This is a genomic window from Microbispora catharanthi, from assembly GCF_006334915.2.
Lineage (GTDB): Bacteria > Actinomycetota > Actinomycetes > Streptosporangiales > Streptosporangiaceae > Microbispora > Microbispora catharanthi.
On sequence record NZ_VDMA02000002.1, the window covers coordinates 421,288 to 443,239 of the forward strand.

17 protein-coding genes are annotated in these 21,952 nt (G+C 73.3%); 12 read left to right on the top strand and 5 right to left on the bottom strand.

Annotation, left to right across the window (positions count from 1 at the left end; translation table 11 throughout):
- Positions 1-112 precede the first annotated feature (112 nt).
- From FH610_RS05125 to FH610_RS05165, 9 genes are all read left to right on the top strand, one after another.
- Positions 113-1,180, top strand: a complete 1,068-nt coding sequence (locus tag FH610_RS05125; protein WP_139573080.1) for a type III polyketide synthase — start codon at positions 113-115, stop codon at positions 1,178-1,180.
- A gap of 12 nt (positions 1,181-1,192) precedes the next feature.
- Positions 1,193-1,768, top strand: coding sequence for an isoprenylcysteine carboxyl methyltransferase family protein (locus tag FH610_RS05130; protein ID WP_240808773.1), 576 nt, complete (start codon positions 1,193-1,195; stop codon positions 1,766-1,768).
- Positions 1,765-2,829, top strand: coding sequence for an NAD(P)/FAD-dependent oxidoreductase (locus FH610_RS05135; RefSeq protein WP_139573081.1), 1,065 nt, complete (start codon positions 1,765-1,767; stop codon positions 2,827-2,829). Before FH610_RS05130 ends, FH610_RS05135 begins: the two co-directional genes overlap by 4 nt.
- A 269-nt stretch (positions 2,830-3,098) precedes the next feature.
- Positions 3,099-3,821, top strand: a complete 723-nt coding sequence (locus tag FH610_RS05140; RefSeq protein ID WP_139573082.1) for a sensor histidine kinase — start codon at positions 3,099-3,101, stop codon at positions 3,819-3,821.
- Positions 3,822-4,193: 372 nt separating this feature from the next.
- Positions 4,194-6,821, top strand: coding sequence for a class III lanthionine synthetase LanKC (gene lanKC, locus FH610_RS05145; RefSeq protein WP_139573083.1), 2,628 nt, complete (start codon positions 4,194-4,196; stop codon positions 6,819-6,821).
- A 7-nt stretch (positions 6,822-6,828) separates the two neighbouring features.
- On the top strand, positions 6,829-6,957 hold the full coding sequence (locus FH610_RS05150; protein ID WP_139573084.1) for a SapB/AmfS family lanthipeptide: 129 nt from the start codon (positions 6,829-6,831) through the stop codon (positions 6,955-6,957).
- Between the two features lie 70 nt (positions 6,958-7,027).
- A complete protein-coding gene (locus tag FH610_RS05155) occupies positions 7,028-7,159 on the top strand; it encodes a SapB/AmfS family lanthipeptide (RefSeq protein WP_139573085.1) in 132 nt (43 codons plus the stop codon).
- Between the two features lie 126 nt (positions 7,160-7,285).
- Positions 7,286-9,025, top strand: coding sequence for an ABC transporter ATP-binding protein (locus FH610_RS05160; protein ID WP_139573086.1), 1,740 nt, complete (start codon positions 7,286-7,288; stop codon positions 9,023-9,025).
- On the top strand, positions 9,022-10,830 hold the full coding sequence (locus FH610_RS05165) for an ATP-binding cassette domain-containing protein (RefSeq protein WP_139573087.1): 1,809 nt from the start codon (positions 9,022-9,024) through the stop codon (positions 10,828-10,830). Before FH610_RS05160 ends, FH610_RS05165 begins: the two co-directional genes overlap by 4 nt.
- Here the strand turns inward: FH610_RS05165 and FH610_RS05170 are convergent.
- The 4 genes from FH610_RS05170 to FH610_RS05185 form a co-directional block, all read right to left on the bottom strand.
- Positions 10,732-11,388, bottom strand: coding sequence for a response regulator transcription factor (locus FH610_RS05170; protein WP_139573088.1), 657 nt, complete (start codon positions 11,386-11,388; stop codon positions 10,732-10,734). The two genes, FH610_RS05165 and FH610_RS05170, sit on opposite strands and share 99 nt — an antisense overlap.
- Positions 11,389-11,577: 189 nt before the next feature.
- The gene (locus FH610_RS05175) at positions 11,578-12,498 is read right to left on the bottom strand and encodes a hypothetical protein (protein WP_139573089.1); all 921 of its coding nucleotides are present in this window, start codon (positions 12,496-12,498) and stop codon (positions 11,578-11,580) included.
- Between the two features lie 169 nt (positions 12,499-12,667).
- Complete coding sequence (locus FH610_RS05180; RefSeq protein ID WP_139573090.1) at positions 12,668-13,564, bottom strand: hypothetical protein; 897 nt, start codon at positions 13,562-13,564, stop codon at positions 12,668-12,670.
- A 106-nt stretch (positions 13,565-13,670) separates the two neighbouring features.
- A complete protein-coding gene (locus FH610_RS05185) occupies positions 13,671-15,512 on the bottom strand; it encodes an AMP-dependent synthetase/ligase (protein ID WP_139573091.1) in 1,842 nt (613 codons plus the stop codon).
- A gap of 712 nt (positions 15,513-16,224) precedes the next feature.
- Here FH610_RS05185 and FH610_RS05195 point away from each other — a divergent pair.
- On the top strand, positions 16,225-17,730 hold the full coding sequence (locus tag FH610_RS05195) for a peptide MFS transporter (RefSeq protein ID WP_139573092.1): 1,506 nt from the start codon (positions 16,225-16,227) through the stop codon (positions 17,728-17,730).
- A 57-nt stretch (positions 17,731-17,787) separates the two neighbouring features.
- On the opposite strand, the gene yczR is transcribed toward FH610_RS05195, so the two are convergent.
- Positions 17,788-19,233 carry a MocR-like transcription factor YczR gene (gene yczR, locus FH610_RS05200; protein WP_139573093.1) on the bottom strand — a complete coding sequence of 482 codons (1,446 nt, stop codon included), beginning with the start codon at positions 19,231-19,233 and terminating at the stop codon, positions 17,788-17,790.
- Between the two features lie 64 nt (positions 19,234-19,297).
- Between yczR and yczE the strand changes: the two genes are divergently transcribed.
- Both yczE and FH610_RS05210 read left to right on the top strand, forming a co-directional pair.
- On the top strand, positions 19,298-19,936 hold the full coding sequence (yczE, locus tag FH610_RS05205) for a membrane protein YczE (protein ID WP_139573094.1): 639 nt from the start codon (positions 19,298-19,300) through the stop codon (positions 19,934-19,936).
- Between the two features lie 216 nt (positions 19,937-20,152).
- Positions 20,153-21,946, top strand: coding sequence for a glycoside hydrolase family 15 protein (locus tag FH610_RS05210; RefSeq protein WP_139573095.1), 1,794 nt, complete (start codon positions 20,153-20,155; stop codon positions 21,944-21,946).
- Positions 21,947-21,952: the final 6 nt, after the last annotated feature.

A 21,952-nucleotide genomic window follows, 5' to 3' on the forward strand; every position in this document is an offset into this window, starting at 1 on the left:
GAGCGTAACCGGGCATCCCAGGAACAGATCACGATCGGCCCCGGAAGGTATGCGACGGCCGCCAACGGGCAAGAGAGACTTGTCACGGTTTTCGCCTGCACGGGGATGTGAGATGACGCGGATCGCGGCCGTCCATGGTGTCGTTCCCCCGCATCGCCACTCACAGGCGGAGATCACGGACGCGCTGGCGAGGGTTTGCCTTCCGCCGGGCGCCGATCGCCGGCTTCTCGACCGGCTGCACGCCAGTGCCCGGGTGGAGCACCGCAACCTGGTGCTGCCGCTCGACCAGTACGGCAAGCTCGACGGCTTCGGCGCGGCCAACGACCTGTTCATCGAGGCCGCGCTCGACCTGGGTGCGCAGGCCGTCACCGGGGCGCTGGAGGCGGCCGGCCTCACCCCGGCGGACGTGGACATGATCATGTGCACCTCGGTCACCGGCGTCGCCGCGCCGTCGCTGGACGCCCGGTTGGCCAACCGGATCGGGCTGCGCCCGGACGTGAAGCGGGTGCCGGTGTTCGGTCTCGGGTGCGTGGCGGGCGCGGCGGGAATCGCCCGGCTGCACGACTACCTGCGCGGCTGGCCCGGCCACGTGGCGGTGCTGCTCTCGGTCGAGCTGTGCTCCCTCACGTTGCAGCGCGACGACACCTCCACGGCCAACCTCGTGGCGGGCGCCCTGTTCGGGGACGGCGCCGCCGCGGTGGTCGCGTACGGGGACGAGCGCGAGCCGCCCCCCGCGGATGCGGCGCGGCCCGTTGTGGTGGCGACGCGCAGCCGTCTGTATCCCGGATCGGAACGTGTCATGGGCTGGGACGTCCGCGACAGCGGCTTCCGGGTCGTGCTGGACGCCGGGGTGCCCGACGTGGTCCGCACCTATCTGGGCGACGACGTGCACGGGTTCCTCGCCGACCACGGCCTGACCGCGGGCGACGTCACCGCCTGGGTCTGCCACCCCGGCGGCCCCAAGGTGCTGGAGGCCGTCGCGGAGACGCTCACGCTCCCGGACGGCGCGCTCGACCTCACCTGGCGTTCGCTGGCCGCCAACGGAAACCTGTCGTCGGCCTCGGTGCTGCACGTGCTGCGCGACACCCTCGCCCTGCGGCCCCCGCCGCCGGGCACGCCGGGCCTGTTGCTGGCGATGGGCCCGGGGTTCTGCTCCGAACTCGTCCTGCTGCGCTGGTAGGGAGGAGGAGCCGTGTCATCCTGGCCCGTGTCACTTTGGTACGTGCTGCTCGTCGCGCTCGTCGCGGTGGAGCGCCTCGCCGAACTGGTCGTCGCGCGCCGCAACGCCCGCTGGAGCCTCGGCCGGGGCGGCGTGGTGTACGGCAGGGGTCACTATCCCTGGATGGTCGCCCTGCACACCGGGCTGCTGGCCGGATGCCTGCTGGAGGTGTGGCTGGCGGACCGGCCGTTCGTCCCCGGCCTCGGCTGGCCGATGCTCGGGCTGGTCCTGGCCGCGCAGGCGCTGCGGTGGTGGTGCGTCACCACGCTCGGCCCCCAGTGGAACACCCAGGTCATCGTCGTGCCCGGCCTGCCGCTCGTGACGCGCGGGCCGTACCGGTTCGGGTGGCTGCGCCACCCCAACTACGTCGCGGTGGCGGTGGAGGGCGCGGCGCTGCCGCTCGTGCACTCCGCCTGGCTGACCGCGCTGGCCTTCACCCTGCTCAACGTGCCGCTCATGGTCGTGCGGCTGCGCTGCGAGAACGCCGCGCTCGCCACCGCGGCCCCCGGATCCGCCGCGCGTGACGCCGGAGCGGGGACCGCGGCGTGATCGACGTGCTGGTGGCCGGCGGCGGGCCCGCCGGGCTGGCCACGGCCATCCACGCGGCGCTGGCCGGCATGGAGGCGGTCGTGGTGGAGCCGCGGCCCGGCCCGGTCGACAAGGCGTGCGGGGAGGGTCTCATGCCCACCGGCGCCGCCGCCCTGGCGGACCTCGGGGTGGCCGTGCCGGATGGCAGGCCGTTCCGCGGCATCCGTTACGTGGACGGGCCGCACCGGGTGCAGGCGGAGTTCCGGGACGGCCCGGGGCTGGGCGTGCGCCGGACGGCCCTGCACACCGCGCTCGCCCACCGCGCCCGGGACCTCGGCGTCCGCGTGGTGACCGGCCGGGTGGACGCGGTGCGCGCCACCGGCGGGGGCGTACGCGCCCACGTGGCGGGCGGGCCGGAGCCGTGTGGGCCGGACCTGTGTGGGCCGGAAGAACTGGGCGCGCGGTGGCTGGTCGCGGCCGACGGGCTGCACTCGCCGATCAGGGCGCGGCTCGGGCTCGACCTGCCTTCCGGCGGCCCCCGCAGATACGGCCTGCGCCGCCACTACCGGGTCGCGCCGTGGACGGACTTCGTGGAGGTGCACTGGGCGCCCGGGGGCGAGGCGTACGTCACCCCGGTGGGCGACGACCTGGTCGGCGTGGCCGTGCTGAGCAGCGAGCGGCGGACCTACGAGGAGCACCTGGCGCGGTTCCCCGGCCTGCTCGCCCGGTTGGACGGCCCGCCCGCCACCCCCGTGCGCGGAGCCGGGCCGCTGCGCCAGCGGGTGCGGCGGCGGGTGGCCGGGCGCGTCCTGCTCGTCGGTGACGCCGCGGGCTACGTGGACGCGCTCACCGGCGAGGGGATCTCGCTCGCGCTGCTGTCGGCCCGCGCCCTGGTCGGGTGCCTGCGGGCGGGCCGCCCCGAGGAGTACGAGACCGCCTGGCGGCGCCTGTCGTGGCGATCCCGCCTGCTGACGGCCGCGCTGGTGCGGGCCAGGCGGCATCCCCCCGCGGCCCGGATGATCGTGCCCGCCGCGCGGCGCCTGCCCGCGGTGTTCGGGGCGGCGGTGCGGTCGCTCGCCTGAGCGCCGCGTCCTCCGCGACCCCGCGCCTTCCGCGCTCCCCAGGCCTTCCGCGCGAAACAGGCACGGTGCCCGTGAATTGTTACAGCCGGATTCACAGTTCATGAACGCCCGTTTTTAGGGCGCCTCCGGAGATCCCTATACGCGGCAGTAATAGAACCTACTTCGACATGAATGAAGTGGCCATATTTCGTGACCGGTATGCAAAGATCTAGCCTGTGTACCGAATGGCGAGGCCGATGTTACGGCAAGGATGACTGGAGGGTCGTCACTTGCCCCACTTGCCGCACATCGCCGTGCTCGCACTGCTAGCCCTGCTCGGTACGCTCCTGATCGCCGCGCTGGTCGTCCTCGCGATGCGCCTGCGCCGGCTGCGCGTTATGCAGGCCGAGGCCGTGCGGCAGGCCGCGGCCGAAGCCCGCGAGCAGTTCGGCCGCGACGTGCACGACCTCGTGAGCAGCCGCCTGTGGCTGGCCACCCTGCGCAGCGAACTCGCCTACCGGCTCGCGGACGACGACAGCCCCCTGCGACCGGCGCTGGCCGACGTGGTGCAGTCGATCCGCCAGGCGTCCGCCGACATCCGCAACGTGACCCGCTCCTTCCGGGACGTCTCGCTCGCCTCGGAACTGGCCAACGCGCGGGCCGTGCTCCGCGCGTACGGAACCGACTGCAAGGTCGAGGCGACCGAGGCGGAGCTGGGCGACGAGATGAGCGCGGTGCTCGCGATCATGGTGCGGGAGGCGGTGACCAACGTCCTGCGCCACAGCAGGGCGACCCTGTGCACGATCGAGATCGTCGTGCGTGGCGGCATGGCGACGCTCACCGTCGCCAACGACGGCGTCGACCCCTCCGTGCCGCCCGGCGACGGCACCGGGCTGGACAACCTCCGCAACCGGGCGGCGGCGCTCGACGGCGTCGTGGGAACGATCCTCGACCCGGACGGCTGGTTCCGCCTCATCGCCGAGATCCCCCGCAAGGGCGGGGACCGCCGCTGACGCCGGCCGTGCTCACCCGCCGGGCGGCCCGGCGTCCAAGGCGCGATGCTCGGGCCTCCGCGCCCTCCGCGCGTTTCTGAGCGACCGCCTGCCGGGCGTGTGCGCCTCGCGCACCGCCCGGCCCCCACCCGCTCGCCGCCCCGCACAAGGCCCCGGCCGGCCCCGCACCGCGGCGTGGCGCGTTTGACCAGCCCCTTGACCGAATAGTCCACACGGCATCCCGGAGACGACCGTGAAAAGCATCACCGTCGACCCATGACTGCGTCACGGTTCGTTATGTGCAGATTTCACATAGCGCAGTTGACGGGCGTAACTTGGCCCTTCTCTTTATTTCCGGAATTCTTTGATGTGACCGGCCTAAGGGGACATCTGGTGATTAGTAAGTACGAGATTTACTGCCTCGCAGATCCCTTGTTCTACGACACCCTCGACACCAAGCGCGCGGAGCATCCCGACTTCGCCATCGCCGCCCGGCCCACGCCCGACGGGTGGGCGCACGCCGAGAGCGAGACCTGGCTGCACTACGCGCCGGCCGGCGCGACCCTGCCCACACAGGGCTGGAAGATCCACATCTCCTCCTCCGTGCCGGAGGCGGAGCGGGTGATCGCGGCGGCCTGGGACTACTGCGTGCCCCGCGGGCTGGCCTTCAAGTTCCTGCGCGGCCGGCGCGTGATGACGATGCAGAACTCCAAGTACGCCTTCCGCGGGTCGAGCGGCAAGCTGGTCACCATCTATCCCGTGGACGAGGCTCAGCTGGAGCTGACGCTCAAGGAGCTGGCCGAGATCCTCGACGGCGTCGAGGGCCCGTACATCCTCAGCGACCTGCGTTACGGCGAAGGACCCCTGTTCGTCCGGTACGGCGGGTTCGCCGAGCGCCACTGCCTCGACGACAACGGCGAGCGGGTGCTGGCGATCGAGGACGCCGACGGCAACCTCGTCCCCGATGTGCGCGGTCCGGCGTTCGCCCTGCCCTCCTGGGTGACCCTGCCGGCGTTCCTCGAACCACACCTGGCCGCGCGCAACGCGGTGACGTTCGAGGGCGTGCCGTACGCGGTGGACAGCGTCCTTCACTTCTCCAACGGCGGCGGCGTCTACCTGGGGCACGACAGGCGCACCGGGGAGAAGGTGGTGCTCAAGGAGGCCCGCCCGCACGCCGGGCTCGACGTCGAGGGACGCGACGCCGTCACCCGCCTGCGGCACGAGGCCGCGATCATGGAGCGCCTGGCCGGGCTCGACGTCGTGCCGGCGCTGCGCGACTACTTCACCGTCGGCGAGCACCACTTCCTGGTGCAGGAGTACGTCGACGGCACCTCGCTCAGCCAGCTCATCGCCCAGAAGCACCCCCTCACGCGGGCCGACCGCACTCCCGAGCTGGACGAGGACTACGCCGAGTGGGCCATCGGGATGCTCGCCAAGGTGCGGGCCGCAGTCTCGGCGCTGCACGAGCGCGGCGTGGTGTTCGGCGACCTGCACCCCTTCAACATCCTGGTGGAAGGCGGCGTGGACGGCGACCGCGTGGTCCTGATCGACTTCGAGGTCTCCTCGCCCGTCGAGGAGCGCAGACGGCCCACGCTCGCCAATCCCGGCTTCGTGCCGCCGCGCGAGCTGGCCGGCGTCGAGGCCGACGAGTACGCGCTGGCCTGCCTGCACCTGGGTGTGTTCGCCCCGATGACCACCATGCTGCTGCAGCTCCACCGGCCCAAGGCCGCCCAGCTCGGCCGGCTGATCGTCGAGACGTTCCCCGTGCCCCCCGCGCTGATCGAGGGAGCCGTACGGACGATCCTCGGTCAGGATCCGCCCGCGCCGGAGCCGAGCCGGCTCCCTCGGCCGGGCCGGCTCACCGAGGGGTGGCCCGCCGTCCGGGAGGCCCTGGCGAAGGCGATCCTCGCCTCGGCGACACCGGACCGCGAGGACCGGCTGTTCCCCGGCGACATCGTCCAGTTCGAGCCCGGCGGCGGGGTGAGCCTCGCCAACGGCGCGGCCGGCGTCCTGTACGCGCTGGCGGCGACCGGGGCGGGGCGCTTCCCCGAGCACGAGGAGTGGCTGCTCAGGCAGGCCGCCAGACCCGGCATCGGGCCCGGCTTCTACAACGGCCTCCACGGGGTGGCGTACGCGCTGGAGGCCCTCGGCCGCCGCGAGGAGGCGCTCGACGTGGCGCGGCGATGCGCGCGGGAGCTGCCCGAGGGGCTGGACCTGAGCCTCTACCGCGGCCTGTCCGGCATCGCCCTCGCCCTGATGCACCTGCACGACGCGACCGGCGAGCCGGAGTTCCGCGAGCGGGCCGCGCGTGTCGTGGCGACGGTGGCCGACCGGCTCGGCGGCCCGGACGACGTGCCCGAGATCAGCGGCGGGAAGTACCCGCACGCGGGGCTGATGTACGGCTCGTCGGGACCCGCCCTGATGTTCCTGCACGCTTACGAGCGCACCGGCGACCCCGGGCTGCTCGACCTCGCGGCCACCGCGCTGCGGCAGGACCTGCGCCGGTGCGTCGGCCGCGAGGACGGTCAGCTCCAGGTGCAGCAGGGCTGGCGGACCAACCCCTACCTCGACGAGGGGTCGGCCGGCGTCGGCCTGGTGCTGGACCGCTACCTGACCCACCGGCACGACGAGACCTTCGCCGAGTCGCTGGCCGCCATCCGGCCGGTCGCGACCCTGCACTACTACGTCCAGTCGGGGCTGTTCGCGGGCCGGGCCGGCATGATCGCCTGCCTGTCGTCCGGCTCCCGCCCCGACCCGGAGGCCGCCGCGGCGCAGATCGCCCGGCTGGCCTGGCACGAGCTTCCCTACCAGGACGGGCTGGCATTCCCCGGAGCCCAGTTGCTCCGCCTGTCCATGGATCTCTCCACCGGGAGCGCCGGCGTGCTGCTCGCGCTCGGCACCGCGCTGCACGACGAGCCGGTTCACCTCCCGTTCCTCGAGCCCCCCGGACGGTCCCAGGCGCAGGGGCCCCTGCGCACCGCCGCCGGGTCGAACGTCCCGACCAGCCCCGGAAGGAGGTGAACGCACAATGGCGCTTCTCGACCTGCAGACCCTCGAGGCCCCCGGCGGCCACGGCGGTGGCGACGGCGGCAGCAACCTGAGCCTGCTCGGATGCACCCCGCACGAGAACAGCAGCCTCAGCATCGTCTGCGGCTGACGACCCTCCGGTGAACACGAACTTCAGCCGCATCCCCGGCTGATGGAACCCATACAAGGAGCTGATCCAGATGGCGCTTCTCGACCTGCAGACCCTCGAGGTTCCCGGCGGCCACACCGGCGGCGGTGGCGGCGGCAGCAACCTGAGCCTGCTGGGCTGCACCCCGCACGAGAACAGCAGCCTCAGCCTGATCTGCGGCTGATAGCACGCTGAGGGAGTCCTGGGCGGTCGTCGCGGCCGCCCAGGCTTCCGCGTTTCCGGCCCCGGCCGGCCGCCGGAGCCGTCCCCGTCCCCCGTCCTGTCCGGCCTTTCACCTCTGGAGGACCCGGTGAGCTCTCGTCCGGCGGACCTGCTGATCGCGCGGGCCGTACGGCGCGGCGGCCCGTGGCTCGCGGCGCTGGCGGCGACGGCGCTGCTGGGCGCCGCGGCCGACCTGTTGCTCCCGGCGGCGCTCGGCCGCGCCGTCGACGCCGTGGTGCGGACCCAGGCGCGGGCCGGGGCCGAGGCCGGGTTCGGGCTCACCGGCCCGCTCACGACCGCCGCGCTGCTGGTCGCGCTGGTCGTCGCGTGCGACGCGCTGGGCGTGCTCGCGGCCGGGGTGAGCGGGGCGCGGGCCGCGCGGTGGCTGCGCTCCCGGGTGGTGGCCCACACCCTGTCCGTCGGCACCGGCATGACCCGCCACTTCACACCGGGTGAGATCGTCACCCGCGCCGGGGTGAACGTCGAGGAGGCCGGACGGACCCCCGAGGCGGTGGTCACCGCCGCCACGCTGATCGTTCCGGCGGCCGGCAGCGTCGTCGTCCTCGCGCTGATCGACCCATGGCTCGCGGTCACGCTCGTGGCCGGTCTGCTCCTGATCGTGGCCGTGCTGCGCGCGTTCATGCGCAGGACGACGGCGGCCTCCGGCGGCTACCAGCAGGCCCAGGGGGAGATCGCGGCCATGCTGGTGGGCGCGCTCGCCGGGGCCCGCACCATCACCGCGGCCGGAACCGAGGACCGCGAGGCCGCGCGCGTGCTCGCCCCGCTCCCCCGCCTGCGCGCCCACGGCCTGGCGCTGTGGCGCCTGCAGGCGCGGGCCGGCGTCCAGGCCGCCGTCGTCGTCCCGCTCTTGGAGATCGCCGTGCTCGCCGTCGGCGGGCTGCGCCTGTCGGCCGGCGGCCTCACCGTCGGGGAACTGCTCGCCGCCGCACGCTACGTCGTGCTCGGGGCGGGCCTGGGGTCGGCGCTCGGGTACGCGGCCCGCATCGCCCGCGCCCGGTCGGCCGCCCAGCGACTGGAGCAGCTGTTCGCCGTGCCGCCCCCGGCGTACGGGGACCGGCCGCTGCCGCCGGGCTCGGGCACCCTGGAACTGCGCGACGTGACCGTGCGGGCCGACGGCGTGCGGCTGCTGAGCGGCGTCAGCCTGGTCGTGCCGGGCGGCACGTGCACGGCGGTGGTGGGCCGCTCGGGCTCGGGCAAGTCGTCGCTGGCCGCCGTCGCCGGCCGGCTCGTCGATCCCGAACGCGGTGCGGTCCTGCTGGACGGCGTGCCCCTGCGCGAGATCGGCCGGGAGCCGCTGCGCCGCGCGGTCGGGTACGCGTTCGAGCGGCCCGCGCTGTTCGGCGAGACGCTGGGCGAGGCCATCGCCTTCGGCCTCGGCGCAGGGGACGACGCCGGTGAGCGGAGCGGAGACGCGGCGCGGGCGGCCGCGACCGCCGCCCGCGCCGACGCCTTCATCCGGCGGCTGCCGCTCGGGTACGCCACCCCGGTCGGCGAGGCGCCGATGTCCGGGGGCGAGATCCAGCGGGTCGGCCTGGCCCGCGCGTTCGCCCAGGCCGGCCGGCTGCTGATCCTGGACGACGCGATGTCGAGCCTGGACACGGTGACCGAGCGGCAGGTCGGGCGGGCGCTCACCGGGAGCCTGTCCGACCGCACCCGCCTGGTGGTGGCCCATCGCGTGACGACGGCGGCGCAGGCCGACCAGGTCGTGTGGCTGGAGAACGGGCGGGTCCGCGCCACCGGCACGCACGAGCGGCTGTGGGACGATCCCGGTTACCGCGCGGTCTTCCGGGCGGAGGAGGCCTCATGAGGCGCCGCGCGCCCGCAGGAGGGCGGCCGGGAGCGGCCGCCGGGCAGGTGGTCGTGGGCGCCCTGCGGCGCGAGCCCTCCCGGCTGCTGTGGCTGGCCTGCTGGTCGGTGGCGGAGGCCCTGCCCGCGCTGACCGGCGGGTACGCGATCGCGCGGGCCGTGGACGACGGCTTCGCCGCGGGGCGGCCCGGCGCCGGCCTGATGTGGCTGGGTGTGCTGGCCGCCGCGTGGGCGGTGGCCGCGGTGGCCGCCCGGCAGGTGCTGCTGCTCATCGCCGGGATCGTCGAGCCGTTCCGCGACGACCTGCTGGAGCGCGTGGTGACAGGGGCGCTGCGGGCCGGGCGGGGCGGCGACAGCGCGGCGGTCGCCCGGATGAACCACCAGGTCGAGCTGGCCAGGGACGCCTTCGGCGCGATCATCACGGTGGTCAGGACCTTCGTGTTCACGGTGGCCGGCGTGGCGGTGGGGCTCACGACCCTGGCCCCGGAGGTCGTCCCGCTCGTGCTGACGCCGGTGGCCCTGGGGCTCGGCCTGTTCCTGGTCTCCCTGCCCGCCCTGGCCCGGCGTCAGCGCGAGTTCATCGTCGCCGACGAGCGTACGGCGGCCGCGGTCGCGGCGATGGCGAGCGGCCTGCGGGACGTGACCGCCTGCGGCGGCGAGGCGCGCGTCGCGGCGAGCGTCGGGCGGGAGGTCTCCCGGCAGGCGGGGGCCGCGCGGGCGCTGGCCCGGGTGACGGCGTCACGGGCGCTGTCGCTGGCGGTGGGAGCGTGGCTTCCGGTCGTGCTCCTGCTCGCGGGCTCGCCCTGGCTGGTGCGCCAGGGGGTCACCGGCGGGGTGATCCTCGGCTCGCTGACCTACGTGATGCAGTCGCTCTCCCCCGCGCTCGGCGGCCTGGTCCAGGGCCTCGGCGTCAGCGGCGTCCGCCTGGCCGTCACGCTGGAGCGCATCCTGCACGCGCCCGGCCCGCCCGCGCCGCACGGTGACCGGGAGCCCGGCGGGGTCCGCCTGGAGCTGCGCGGGGTGCGCTTCGCCTACGGCGCCTCCGGGCAGAAGGCCCCCGAGCCGGTGATCGACGGCCTGGACCTCGACGTGCCCGAGGGCGACCATCTGGCCGTAGTCGGCCCGAGCGGGATCGGCAAGTCCACGCTGACCGCGCTCGTCGCCGGCCTGCTGACCCCCGACGAGGGCGAGGTCCTCGTCGGCGGCGTCCCCGCCGCGCGGGTCCACCCGGCCGCCCGCGCGCTGATCCCCCAGGAGGCGTACGTCTTCCCCGGCACCCTGGCGGAGAACCTGACGTACCTCGCGCCGGGGACGCCTCCCGAGCGGGTGGACGAGGCGGTGGCGGCGTTCGGGCTGGCGGAGCTCGCGCAGCGCACCGCGGGCGGCCCGCTCGACCCGGCCGAGTTGTCCGCGGGCGAGCGGCAGCTCGTCGCGCTGGCCAGGACCTACCTGTCCCCCGCCCGGCTGGTCGTGCTCGACGAGGCGACCTGCCATCTCGACCCCGCGGCGGAGGCGCGCGCGGAGGCGGCCTTCTCGGCGCGCGGGGGCACGGTGATCGTCGTGGCGCACCGGATCTCCTCGGCCCTGCGGGCCCGGCGGGTGCTGGTCATGGACGGCACCCGCGTCCTGCTCGGCACGCACGAGGAGATGGTGACCTCCTCACCGCTGTACGCCGACCTGGTGGGTCACTGGGAGGGCCCGGGGAGGCTAGCGGCGGGAGCGGTAGCGCAGGATGCCGATGTCGCGGCCGGCCGAGGGCCACAGCCAGCCGCACTCGGAGGCGATCTGGATCGCCTCGACGCGTGAGCGGGCACCGACCTTGGTGAGGATGCGGGACAGGTAGTTGCGGACCGTGCCCCGCGACAGCGACAGGCGGTCGGCGATCTCGCCGACGGTGGCGCCGCCGGCCGCGGTCTCCAGGACGTCGAGCTCGCGGGCGGTCAGCGGGTTGCTGTCGGCGTCGAGCGCGGCCACCGCGAGCTCGGGGTCGATGACCCGCTCCCCCTTCGCCACCCGGCGGATGCAGTCCACGAGGTGGCCCGGCGAGGCGTCCTTCACGACGAAGCCGCGCACGTTGGCGTCCAGCGCCTTGCGCAGCGCCATGGGCGTTCCGAGCCCGGTGAGGACGACGGTCCTGCAGGAGGGTAATCGGCGGTGCAGCTCGGCCGCCGCGGTGAGGCCGTCGACACCGGGCATCCCGATGTCGAGCACCGCGACGTCGGGGCGCCGCAGGCAGCCGAGCCGGACGATGTCCTCGCCCTTGTCCGCCTCGGCCACCACCTCGAGGTCGTCCTCGCTCGACAACAGAGCGACCAGCGCCTTGCGGATGAGGTGCATGTCCTCGGCGAGCATCAGTCGGATCAAACCAGACCCCCTACACGCGGTGCGAGCGGATGCTCGCCGTTGGTGACCGCGGCGCTTCACTCACTATGAAGGTTCCGCGCACATGCCGTGACTGCTCTACCCGAACTGTCACCTTTAATCAGGAACCGCGTCAGAGAAAAGCCGGACGCCCGGCCCCTTCACGGGAACCGGGCGTCGCGGTCGGGTGTTCTAGTGGCGCCAGACCTTCACGTAGTCGGTCGCCTCGGAACCCTTGAGCCGGCGGTTGCCGTCGAACCGCACGGCCCAGGTGCCGGACCGCCAGGCCCGGACGCTGGTGGCGAAGTCGCCGTCGCCGTCGGTCTCGATCGTGTCCACGTACTGCCACCTCGGGGAGCCCGAGGGCTGGAAGTAGACCTCCACGTCCTGCGAGCCCAGCCAGTGCCAGTCGTTCCAGTAGTCGCGGCTGTCGAAGCAGTAGCGGTCGCCGCCGCGACGGCCGGAGAAGTTGTCCCAGTCGTCGTAGTACCAGTCACCCCAGCACTGGGCGACCTGCAGCGTGCCCTTGAGGGTCAGCGCGCGGCCCTTGCGGACCGGCTCGGGCGTGGCGTCGAAGCCGGCGATGCGGGTCGCCTTCGGGCTCGACGGGCGCGGCGCGTGCCACTCCCTGCGCTTCACCGTGAAGGAGCGGTCCTCGGTGTACTTCTTGCCGTCGAGCCCGATGGCCTCGACGTGCACGCGGTAGGTGCCCGCCCGGTCGCTCCAGTCGAAGCTCCACGAGCGCGAGGCGCGGTCGAACTTCGGACCGTCGTCGTGGCCGCCCCGCCGCTTGCCGAACCAGTGGTCGCCGCCGTGGTCGCCGTGGCCCCACGGACCCCACAGGTCGATGTCCACGCTCTGGACGTCCTTGGTGGTGACCCGGGCGGTGACCTGGGCCGACCGGCCCCTGCTCACCACGACCACGTCGGGGTCGACGTCGACCGACACGATGCGCGGGTCGGGTGTGTACGGCTTGTGGAAGTTCTCCCCGGCGGTGGGGCTCGGCGTGGGCGACGACGTAGGCGCGACAGTGTCCGCGTACGCGGGCGCAGTCGCGAGCGCCGTGGCGCCCATGGCGACCGCTACCAGGGTGGTAGCAGCTCGTTTCACCATGAGGGTGTTCCTCTCCCCGTTCAGGAACGCGCCCCCGGTTTGGGACGCGCCTACGTCATAGACGTCACAAGGGAGAGAAAAGTTGCCTCACTCGTTCATTAAAGAGATAACAAAACGGTAACTGTCCTTTACGTCTAAATTATGCCCTTTTGAGGTAATGACGGCCTTTTCACGCTTCTCGTTGCGGGCTGGCATCGGCGGCATACCGGGACGTACCTGCATATTCGGCACGCCATGCGCCCTCGCCCTCCGCGCGGACCCGGGCCGTGAACCAGCCGTCCCTGCGGGTGACCGCCTCCCCGACGGTCTTCCAGCGGGACGACCCCGCGGGGCGGAAGCAGATCCTGACCCGCTGCCCGGCGAAGGGCCGGTAGTCGACCTTCCCGACCGGGTCCACCCGCAGCAGCGTCCCGGTGACGCGCACGCCGTCTCCGTCGCGCACCACCTTGAGCCCCTCGATCTCGGTCGCCCTGCGCAGGTTGAACCCCACCCGGGCGACGGCCCGCTCGCCCCGCGCGTTCACCGCGGTCGCGGTGACCGTCCACGGGCCGCTCGGATACCACCGCGACAGCGGCTTGTCCGGGAGGAACCGCCAGGTCTCCCACTCCCCCGACGAGATCCGGCGGACCGGCCGGCCGGCCCGCGACGCGCCCACCATGCCGGGCATCGCGGCGGACGCCAGTCCGCCCAGGCCCGGCAGGGGCACACCCGCGGGTACGGCGGCGTCCGGGGGGACCATCGGGTCCGGGGAGCCGGGCGGCACCGGCACGGCGTCGCCGGACGGCGGCGAGGGGGTCGCGTCCGGCTCGGGCTCCTTCCCGGGCTCCCCTCCGGGCTCGTCGCCTCCCGAGGGGGCGCGGCCGGGTTCCAGGACGACGGAGACGCGGTCCGCGCCGCGCGCCACCACGTCGACGACCAGCCGCACCGACCCGCTCGGGCCGACCACGGGGTCGGACGGGCGCACCTCGACCGAGCGGATGGCCAGGTCACCGGAGGCGGGGGCCGGCGCGGCCGCCGCCGTCGTCGCGGTCGCGAGGACCAGCTTCGCGAGCAGAGGTCTCATCATGCCCCGTGACCGTACGCACGCCCGCGGGCCGCCCCGCCCCCGACACACTCCCGGCCCGGTAAAGATTCGGCTCGTAAAAATTCGGCCGGGAGAACCCGCCTCGTGATCAGCCGGTCGTGTACAGCTCCTCGATCACCTCGGCGTACCTGGCGTGGACGACCCGGCGCTTGAGCTTCAGGCTGGGGGTGAGCTCGGCGGTCTCGGCCGTCCACTCGACGGGCAGCAGCCGCCACCGTTTGACCTGCTGCACCCGGGCGAGCTTGCGGTTGGCGGACTCGACCGCCGCCCCGACCTCCTTCAGCACGTCCGGATGCGCGGCCAGGTCGGCAAGGGAGCCGAAGGCGATGCCGCGCGCCCGCGCCCACTCGGGCGCCACCTCGGCGTCCAGAGTGAGGATCGCCACCGGGTAGGGCCGGCGGTCGCCGTACGCGAGGGCCTGCCCGATGAGCGGATGCTCCTTCAGGTGACCCTCGATGGCGGCCGGGGAGACGTTCTCCCCGCCGGAGGTGATGAACAGCTCCTTCTTGCGGTCGACGATGCGGACGAAGCCGTCCTCGTCGATCGACCCCACGTCGCCGGTGTGCAGCCAGCCGTCGTCGTCGAGGAGCTCGGCGGTCGCCTCGGGCAGGCCGAGGTAGCCGCGGGTGTTGAGCGGGCTGCGGGTGAGGATCTCGCCGTCCTCGGCGATCCGCACCTCCACGCCCGGCTCGGCCCGGCCCACCGTGCCCAGCTTGAAGACGTCCGGCGAGTTGACGGTGAAGGCGCCGGTCGTCTCGGTCATGCCGTACACGTCGATGACCTTCAGGCCGAGGCCGGCGAAGAACCGCTGCACCTCGACCGGCATCGGCGCGGCGGCGGTGGCGCACCAGCGTGCCTGGTCGAGCCCGATCAGGCCGCGGACGACCGACAGCAGCGCGGCGTCGGCCCGCTCGTACGCCTCGCGCACCTCGGGCGTGACCGTGTGGCCGTGCTGCAGCCCCTCGACGTACGCGAGCCCGGCGGCCATCGCGGCGCGCACGCTCTCCTGCTGCTCGGGCGGCTGGGTGGCCAGCAGCGCCTGCAGCCGGGCCGTCATCTTCTCCCAGACGCGGGGGACGCCGAAGAACAGCACGGGGCGCACCTGGCCGAGCGTGGCGCCGAGGTTCGCCATGTCCGTGCAGAAGTAGACGTGGTTGACCTTGACCAGCGGCAGGTACAGGCTGAGCACCCGCTCGGCGATGTGGGCGTAGGTGAGGTAGGAGATCTGCGTGCCGTGCGTGGGCAGGCGGATCATCCGCTGGGTCGTGACGATCTCGAACAGCACGTTCGCGTGCGTCAGCGGGACGCCCTTGGGGTTGCCCGTCGTGCCCGAGGTGTAGAGGACGGCCAGCGTGTCCTGCGGGGTCACCGCGCGCCAGCGCGCGTCCACCGAGGCGGGGTCGGCGGCCAGCGCGTCGGCGCCGAGCTTCAGCAACGCCTCCCAGCTCAGGAAGCGCTCGTCGCCTTCGGGGGCGCCCTCCAGCATGACGATCCTCGTGAGCGCGGGCAGCTCGCCGAGGACCGGCTCCCAGCGGGCCAGGTCGGCCGGGCCGCCGAGCACCGCGATCCGCGCCCCGACGTCGCGGGCGACGTACGCGACCTGCTCGGGGGCGAAGGTCGCGTAGATCGAGCAGGGGACGGCGCCCGCGTGGACGGCCCCGAGGTCGGCCAGCACGTGCTCGCTGCGGTTGACCAGCATCAGCGCGACGGCGTCGCCCGGCCGCAGGCCGAGCGCGGCGTAGCCCGCGGCGATCTGCAGCACCCTCCTCCGCGCCTCGGCGTAGGTCAGGGTCGTCCAGCCGTCGCCGGCCGGGTCGGAGTAGGCCGGCGAGTCCGGATGCTCCTGCGCGGCCCACCTGAGCTGCTCGCACACCGTCCTGCCCGCGATCTCCCGCTCGATCGCGGCCCGTTCCTCAAGTACGCCGGTCATCGCGCCTCCCAACGGGCATATCGCACGCGTGGCATGCATCGCACCACACGAGATCGCCACGGACAAGACCCGGGCGGTGAGCGGGCGCGGGCGAGCGGGTGAGAACGCCGCCGCCCGAGCGGTTCTAGGGCGACGAGTGCGGTCCCTGGTCCGTCCCCGGGCCGAACCGGCGCCGGTACTCCACAGGAGTGAGCCCGGTCTTGCGGCGCATCAGCGCACGCAGATTGGCGGCGGTCCCCAGCCCAGTGTGCCGCGCGACCGCTTCCAGTCGCGACTCGCCCCGCTCGATCACGCCAAGGCGAGCCGTTCCCCGGTGAGCCACGCCAGCGGTGTGGTGCCCAGCTGCGCCCGGAAGCGCCGATGCAGTGTCGCCGGACCCTCCTGCTCACGGAGTTGGCGATCTCCGCTCCGTGGTCGCGACCGACGATGTACAGGCCGAGGTCGAGCGCGGCCGCGCTCCCCGCGGACGTCAGGATGTCGCCGTCGTCCACGAACAACACGTCCGTTTCCAGCCGGACGGAAGGGAAGCGGGCCCGGAAGGAATCCGCCCACTGCCAGTGCGCCGTGGCCCGGCGCCCGTCGAGAACCCCCGCCTCCATGAGCAACGAGCCCGCCCTTCGCCACCCTGCACTTCGCGCCACCAGCACATTCGGACAAACGGGATATAAAGCCAGGTAAGGTACACGGGATGGTGCGTGATCGGGGGGATCGCATGGCATCCGGAAGATCGGGTCCGCCGATGGGCGAGCGGACGTTCTTCGGCCATCCACGGGGACTGGCCACGCTGTTCGGCACGGAGATGTGGGAGCGCTTCAGCTACTACGGCATGCGCGCCGTCCTCGTGCTGTTCCTGACCGCGCCCGCCACGCGCGGCGGCATGGGCCTGCCCGAGACGACCGCGGTCGGCATCTACGGCGTCTACATCGCCTCGGTCTACCTGCTCGCCCTCGCGGGCGGCTGGCTCGCCGACCGGCTGCTCGGGGCGCGCAGGACCGTGCTGTGCGGCGCTCTGGTCATCATGGGCGGCCACGTCAGCATGGCGATGCCCATGGGCGGCGGGTTCGTCTGGCTCGGCCTCGTGCTGATCGCGCTGGGCAGCGGGCTGCTCAAGCCGAACATGTCGGCGCTGGTGGGCGAGCTGTACCGGCACGAGGACGACGCCCGGCGCGACTCCGGCTACACGATCTTCTACATGGGAATCAACCTGGGCGCCTTCCTCGGCATCATGATCGTCCCCTGGCTCCAGACGGGCGGCCGCTGGCACCTCGCCTTCGGCGCGGCGGCGCTCGGCATGGCCATCGGCCTGACGCAGTACGTCCGGGGCCGGGCCACCCTGTGCGGCGCCGGCGAGGAGCCGGACCACCGCCTGACGCCGGACGAGGAGAGGCGCTTCAAGGTCGTCGCGGGCGTCTCGCTCGCCGTCGGCGCGGGCGCGCTGGCCCTGTGGGCGCTCAGCGGCACGCTCACCGTGGATCGCTTCGCCCTCGTGCTCACGATCGTGACGGCGGCCGTGCCGGTCGCGTACTTCGCCTTCCTGTTCTCTTCTCGCGAGGTCACCGAGGAGGAGCGGACCGGGCTGTTCGCGTACGTGTGGCTGTTCCTGGCCGCCGCGATCTTCTGGCTCGTCTACGACCAGGCCGGCAGCGCCCTGCTGCTGTTCGCGAAGAACGACACCGACCTGAACGTGCTCGGCTTCACGATCCCCCCGGGCTGGGTGGGCAACGTCAACTCGCTCGCGATCATCATCGTCGCCCCCCTCTTCGCGGAGATGTTCCTCAAGGCGGGCACCCGGATCAGCACGCCGCTCAAGTTCGCGGTCGGCCTGGTGATCGTCGGGCTGAGCTTCGTCGTCATGTCGGTCGCGGCCGGCGTCGCCTCCGGCGGAGTGAAGGTCTCGATCATGTGGCTGCTGTCGGTCTACCTCATCCAGACCGTCGGCGAGCTGTTCCTCAGCCCGGCCGGACTGTCGGTCACCAACAAGCTCGCCCCCCGGGCGTTCGAGAACCAGCTCATGGGCCTGTGGTTCCTCTCCATGGCCCTCGGCGACTCCGTCGGCGGCCAGGCCTACCGGCTGACCAAGGTCGTGCCGATGCCCGTGTACTACCTCGCCCTCGCGCTCGCCGCGATCGCGGCGGGGCTCGTCATGCTGATGTTCGTCCGCAGACTCCGCACGCTGATGGCCGAGCACCACATGCCGCCCGTGCCCACGCCCAGCTGAACAGAGACAGGGCCGAACGGAGACAGGGCTGAGCGGAGACAGGGCCGAACCCGGCGCTCACAGGGTCGGCGTGAGCGGCTCGCACGGGCGATAACGGGCGGGGTCGCGGGCGATGCGGCGCACCGCCTCCTCCATCACGGCCGGCGGCTGGGTGAACGGCAGCCGCAGGTAGCGCTCCAGCGTGCCGTCCACGCCGAACCACGGGCCCGGAGCCAGCCGTACGCCACGGGCGGCGGCGGCCTCGGCGACCGAGCTCGCCACCGGCCCGTCGAGCCGCACCCACAGCGAGCCGCCGCCGCGCGGCACCGTGAACGCCCAGCCGGGCAGCTCCTCGCGCAGGACCGCGGCGAGCGCCGCGCAGGACGCGCCGAGCGCACGGCGGCGCTCGGCGCGCGTCTCCTCGATCCGCTCGAACAGGCGCGCGACCACAAGCTGCTCGAAGACCGCGCCCGCGATGTCCACGGCGGCCCGCAGCGCGGCCAGGCGGCGGACGGTCGCGGCGCTCGCCCGGATCCAGCCGACCCGCAGGCCGCCCCACCACAGCTTCGAGGCCGAGCCCACGCTGATCACCCGGCCGTCGGTGTCGAACGCGGCCAGCGGCGCCGCACGCGCCGTCTCGTCCAGCACGATCTCCGCCCAGCTCTCGTCGGCGATCAGCGTGACGCCGTACCGGCGGGCCGCCTCCACCAGTTCGGCGCGGGCGGCGTCGGCCATCAGGTGGCCGGTCGGGTTGTGGAAGTCGGGGATGACGTAGGCCAGACGGGCCGCCGACTGGCGCATCGCACAGCTCACCAGGTCGAGGTGCCAGCCGTCCTCCTGCACGCCGACCGGCACCAGACGGGCTTCCCGCATCCGGGCCGCGTCGATCGCGTGCGGGTAGGTCGGCGACTCGACCAGCACCGGGTCGCCCCGCCCGACGAACGCCGACATCAGCAGGTGGACGGCCTGCTGGGCCCCGGCCGTGACGAGGATCTGCTCGGGCCGCGTGGGCAGCCCCCGCTCGCCGTACCTGCGGGCGATCGCCTCGCGCAGCGACGCGAGCCCGGCCGGGTGGTAGCCCATGCCCAGCGCATACCTGTGGTAGGCCCGGCCCACCTCCTCGATGGCCTCGCCGAGCAGGGCGCTCGCCGGAGGCGCGGCCGCGTGCAGCGGCAGCAGCCCGTCGTCGTCGGACGCCAGCCACGGGTTGTCGGTGCCGAGCGCGCCCGGGTCGGGCAGGGCCGCGCGGCTGCCGGATCCCTGCCTGCTCTCCAGGTAGCCCTGCTCGCGCAGCCGGTCGTACGCGGCGGTCACGGTGGTGCGGCTCACACCGAGGGCCTCGGCCAGGTGCCGCTCGGCCGGCAGGCGCACCCCGACTGCGAGCCTCCCGTCCAGGACAAGGCCGCGTACGGCCTCCGCGAGCGCCCGGTAGTAGGGCCGGACGTCCGGTGTGTCTCCCGTGCCTTTTCCTGTGCCGCTCCGGACGAGCCTGGCGAGCTGAGGAGCGCTGAGGTACCGGTCCATAAAGGCCAATTTCTCTGATTGGCCCTTTTCCCGCAACCCCGCCTGCCTGCACGATGGGCCGACTATGACCGAACTCTCCCTCCCCCGCCCCCGTTCGCTCCCGCTGCGGCTCATCCGCCTCTACACCGGCCTGGCGCTGTACGGCGCCGGGATCGCCCTGCTCGTCAGGTCCGGGCTGGGCCTCGACCCGTGGGAGGTCTTCCACCAGGGGATGTCGGTGCGCACGGGGTGGTCGATCGGCCTGTGCATCAACCTGGTGGGCGCGCTGGTGCTGCTGCTGTGGATCCCCCTGCGGCAACGGCCCGGCCTCGGCACGATCAGCAACGTCCTGGTGGTCGGCACCAGCGCCGACGGGGTGATGGCGCTGGTCCCCGCGCCCGCGGCCTGGCCGGTCCAGTGGGCCTTCCTCCTGGGCGGCATCGTCGCCATCGCCGCCGCCTCGGGGCTCTACATCCACGCGGGCTTCGGTCCGGGGCCGCGCGACGGCCTGATGACGGGCCTCAACCGGCTCGGGCTGTCCATCCGGCTCGCCCGCACGGTCGTCGAGATCACCGTGCTCGCCGTGGGCTGGCTGCTCGGCGGGACGGTCGGGATCGGAACGGTGGTGTTCGCCCTGACGATCGGCCCGGTGACGCAGGTCTTCATGAAGCTGTGGGCCCCCACGGGGGACACCGCGCGGCCATCGGGCACGAAGCCGGCTTGATGAGGCGAGCGCTCTGGGAAGGCCTGGTCGCCGGGGTGGCCGGGGCCGCGGCGACGACCCTCGGCGAGAAGATGGAGCAGCGCCTGACCGGGCGGCCCGGCCCCTACGTCCCGGCGCGGGTCCTCGAACGCCTGACCGGCATGGCCGCCTCCGCGGGACGGGAACGTGGTCCTGCGCTAGGCGGGACACGCCGTCCGGCGCGGGTAGGTGAGCAGCATGCGGATCGAGGACTACGCCCTGATCGGGGACACGCAGTCGGCCGCCCTCGTCGGCCGGGACGGCTCGATCGACTGGCTGTGCCTGCCGCGGTTCGACTCCCCCTCCTGCTTCGCCCGGCTGCTCGGCGACGAGTCCAACGGCTTCTGGCGGCTGGCCGCCGCGGGACGTGACAGGGCCGCCCGGCGAGCGTACGTCGAGGACTCGCTGGTGCTCGCGACCGACTGGGAGACCTCCACCGGGACGGCCAGGGTGGTCGACTTCATGCCGGTTCGCTCAGGCAACCCGGACCTGGTCCGGGTGGTGGAGGGCCTGTCCGGGGTCGTCGAGATGACGACGGAGATCCGCATCCGCTTCGACTACGGCCGGATCGTGCCGTGGGCACGCCGAGCGGGCGGCCATCTGCACGCCGTCGGCGGCCCCGACTCGGTCTGGATCCACTCGCCCGTCCCGCTGCGAGGCGGCGACTACCGGCACGAGGCGACGTTCACGGTCGCCGCCGGGCAGCGGCTGCCGTTCGTCTTCACCTGGCACCCCTCCCACCAGCCGCAGCCCCAGGCCATCGCCCCCCTCGCCGAGCTCGGCCTGACCGTACAGGCGTGGCGGGACTGGGCCGCCCGTTGCGGCTACCGGGGCCCCTGGCGGGACGCGGTCGTCCGCTCGCTGATCACGCTCAAGGCGCTCACCTACAGCCCGACCGGCGGCATCGTCGCGGCGCCGACCACGTCGCTGCCCGAGCACCTGGGCGGGGTGCGCAACTGGGACTACCGCTACTGCTGGCTGCGCGACGCCGCGATGACGCTCGACGCGCTCCTGCGGGCGGGGTACGTCGAGGAGGCGGACGCCTGGCGCGTGTGGCTGCTGCGCGCCATCGCGGGCCGCCCCCAGGACCACCAGATCATGTACGGCGTGGCCGGCGAACGCCGCCTGCCGGAGATGACCCTCGACTGGCTGTCCGGGTACGAGGGCTCACGCCCCGTCCGCATCGGCAACGGCGCCGCCGGCCAGTTCCAGCTCGACGTCTACGGTCAGGTGGTCAACGCCCTCTACAAGGCACGCAAGAAGGGCATGCCGCCCGACGACTACACCTGGTCGCTGTTGATGAAAGGGGCCGAGTTCCTCGAACACAACTGGGACCGGCCCGACGAGGGACTGTGGGAGGTGCGCGGCCCCCGCCGCCACTTCGTCCACTCCAAGATCATGTCGTGGCTCGCCATGGACCGCATGACCCGGGGGGCCGCGGAGCTGGGCCGCACCGGGCCGTTCGGCCGGTGGTGCGCCCTGCGCGACCGCATCCACGCCGAGGTCTGCGACAAGGGCTACGACCCCGGACGCAACACCTTCACCCAGTCCTACGGCTCCCGCGAGCTGGACGCCGCCCTCCTGCAGATCCCCATCGTCGGCTTCCTCCCGCCCGACGACCCCCGCGTCACCGGCACCATCGAGGCCATCGAACGCGAACTCATGACCGACGGCTTCGTCCTGCGCTACCCCGTGGCGGAAGACAACCCCGTCGACGGCCTCCCCGGCGGCGAAGGCGCCTTCCTCGCCTGCAGCTTCTGGCTCGCCGAAGCCAGAGCGATGACCGGCCGCCACGACGACGCCGTCGAACTGTTCGAACGCCTCGTCGCCCTGTCCAACGACGTCGGCCTCCTCGCCGAGGAATACGACCCCAGAACAGGCCGCCAACTCGGCAACTTCCCCCAGGCCTTCAGCCACATCCACCTCATCCACACCGCCCAGGCGCTGAGCCGGGAGGTACGCGGCGCAGGCACGGCGAAGGTGAACATCTGACAGCCA

Coding starts and splice junctions, on each gene's coding strand:
- FH610_RS05125 (WP_139573080.1), top strand. CDS start 113: ATGACGCGGATCGCGGCCGTCCATGGTGTCGTTCCCCCGCATCGCCAC.
- FH610_RS05150 (WP_139573084.1), top strand. CDS start 6,829: ATGGCGCTTCTCGACCTGCAGACCCTCGAGGCCCCCGGCGGCCACGGC.
- FH610_RS05155 (WP_139573085.1), top strand. CDS start 7,028: ATGGCGCTTCTCGACCTGCAGACCCTCGAGGTTCCCGGCGGCCACACC.
- FH610_RS05165 (WP_139573087.1), top strand. CDS start 9,022: ATGAGGCGCCGCGCGCCCGCAGGAGGGCGGCCGGGAGCGGCCGCCGGG.
- FH610_RS05175 (WP_139573089.1), bottom strand. CDS start 12,498: ATGGTGAAACGAGCTGCTACCACCCTGGTAGCGGTCGCCATGGGCGCC.
- FH610_RS05180 (WP_139573090.1), bottom strand. CDS start 13,564: ATGATGAGACCTCTGCTCGCGAAGCTGGTCCTCGCGACCGCGACGACG.
- FH610_RS05185 (WP_139573091.1), bottom strand. CDS start 15,512: ATGACCGGCGTACTTGAGGAACGGGCCGCGATCGAGCGGGAGATCGCG.
- FH610_RS05195 (WP_139573092.1), top strand. CDS start 16,225: ATGGCATCCGGAAGATCGGGTCCGCCGATGGGCGAGCGGACGTTCTTC.
- yczR (WP_139573093.1), bottom strand. CDS start 19,233: ATGGACCGGTACCTCAGCGCTCCTCAGCTCGCCAGGCTCGTCCGGAGC.
- yczE (WP_139573094.1), top strand. CDS start 19,298: ATGACCGAACTCTCCCTCCCCCGCCCCCGTTCGCTCCCGCTGCGGCTC.
- FH610_RS05210 (WP_139573095.1), top strand. CDS start 20,153: ATGCGGATCGAGGACTACGCCCTGATCGGGGACACGCAGTCGGCCGCC.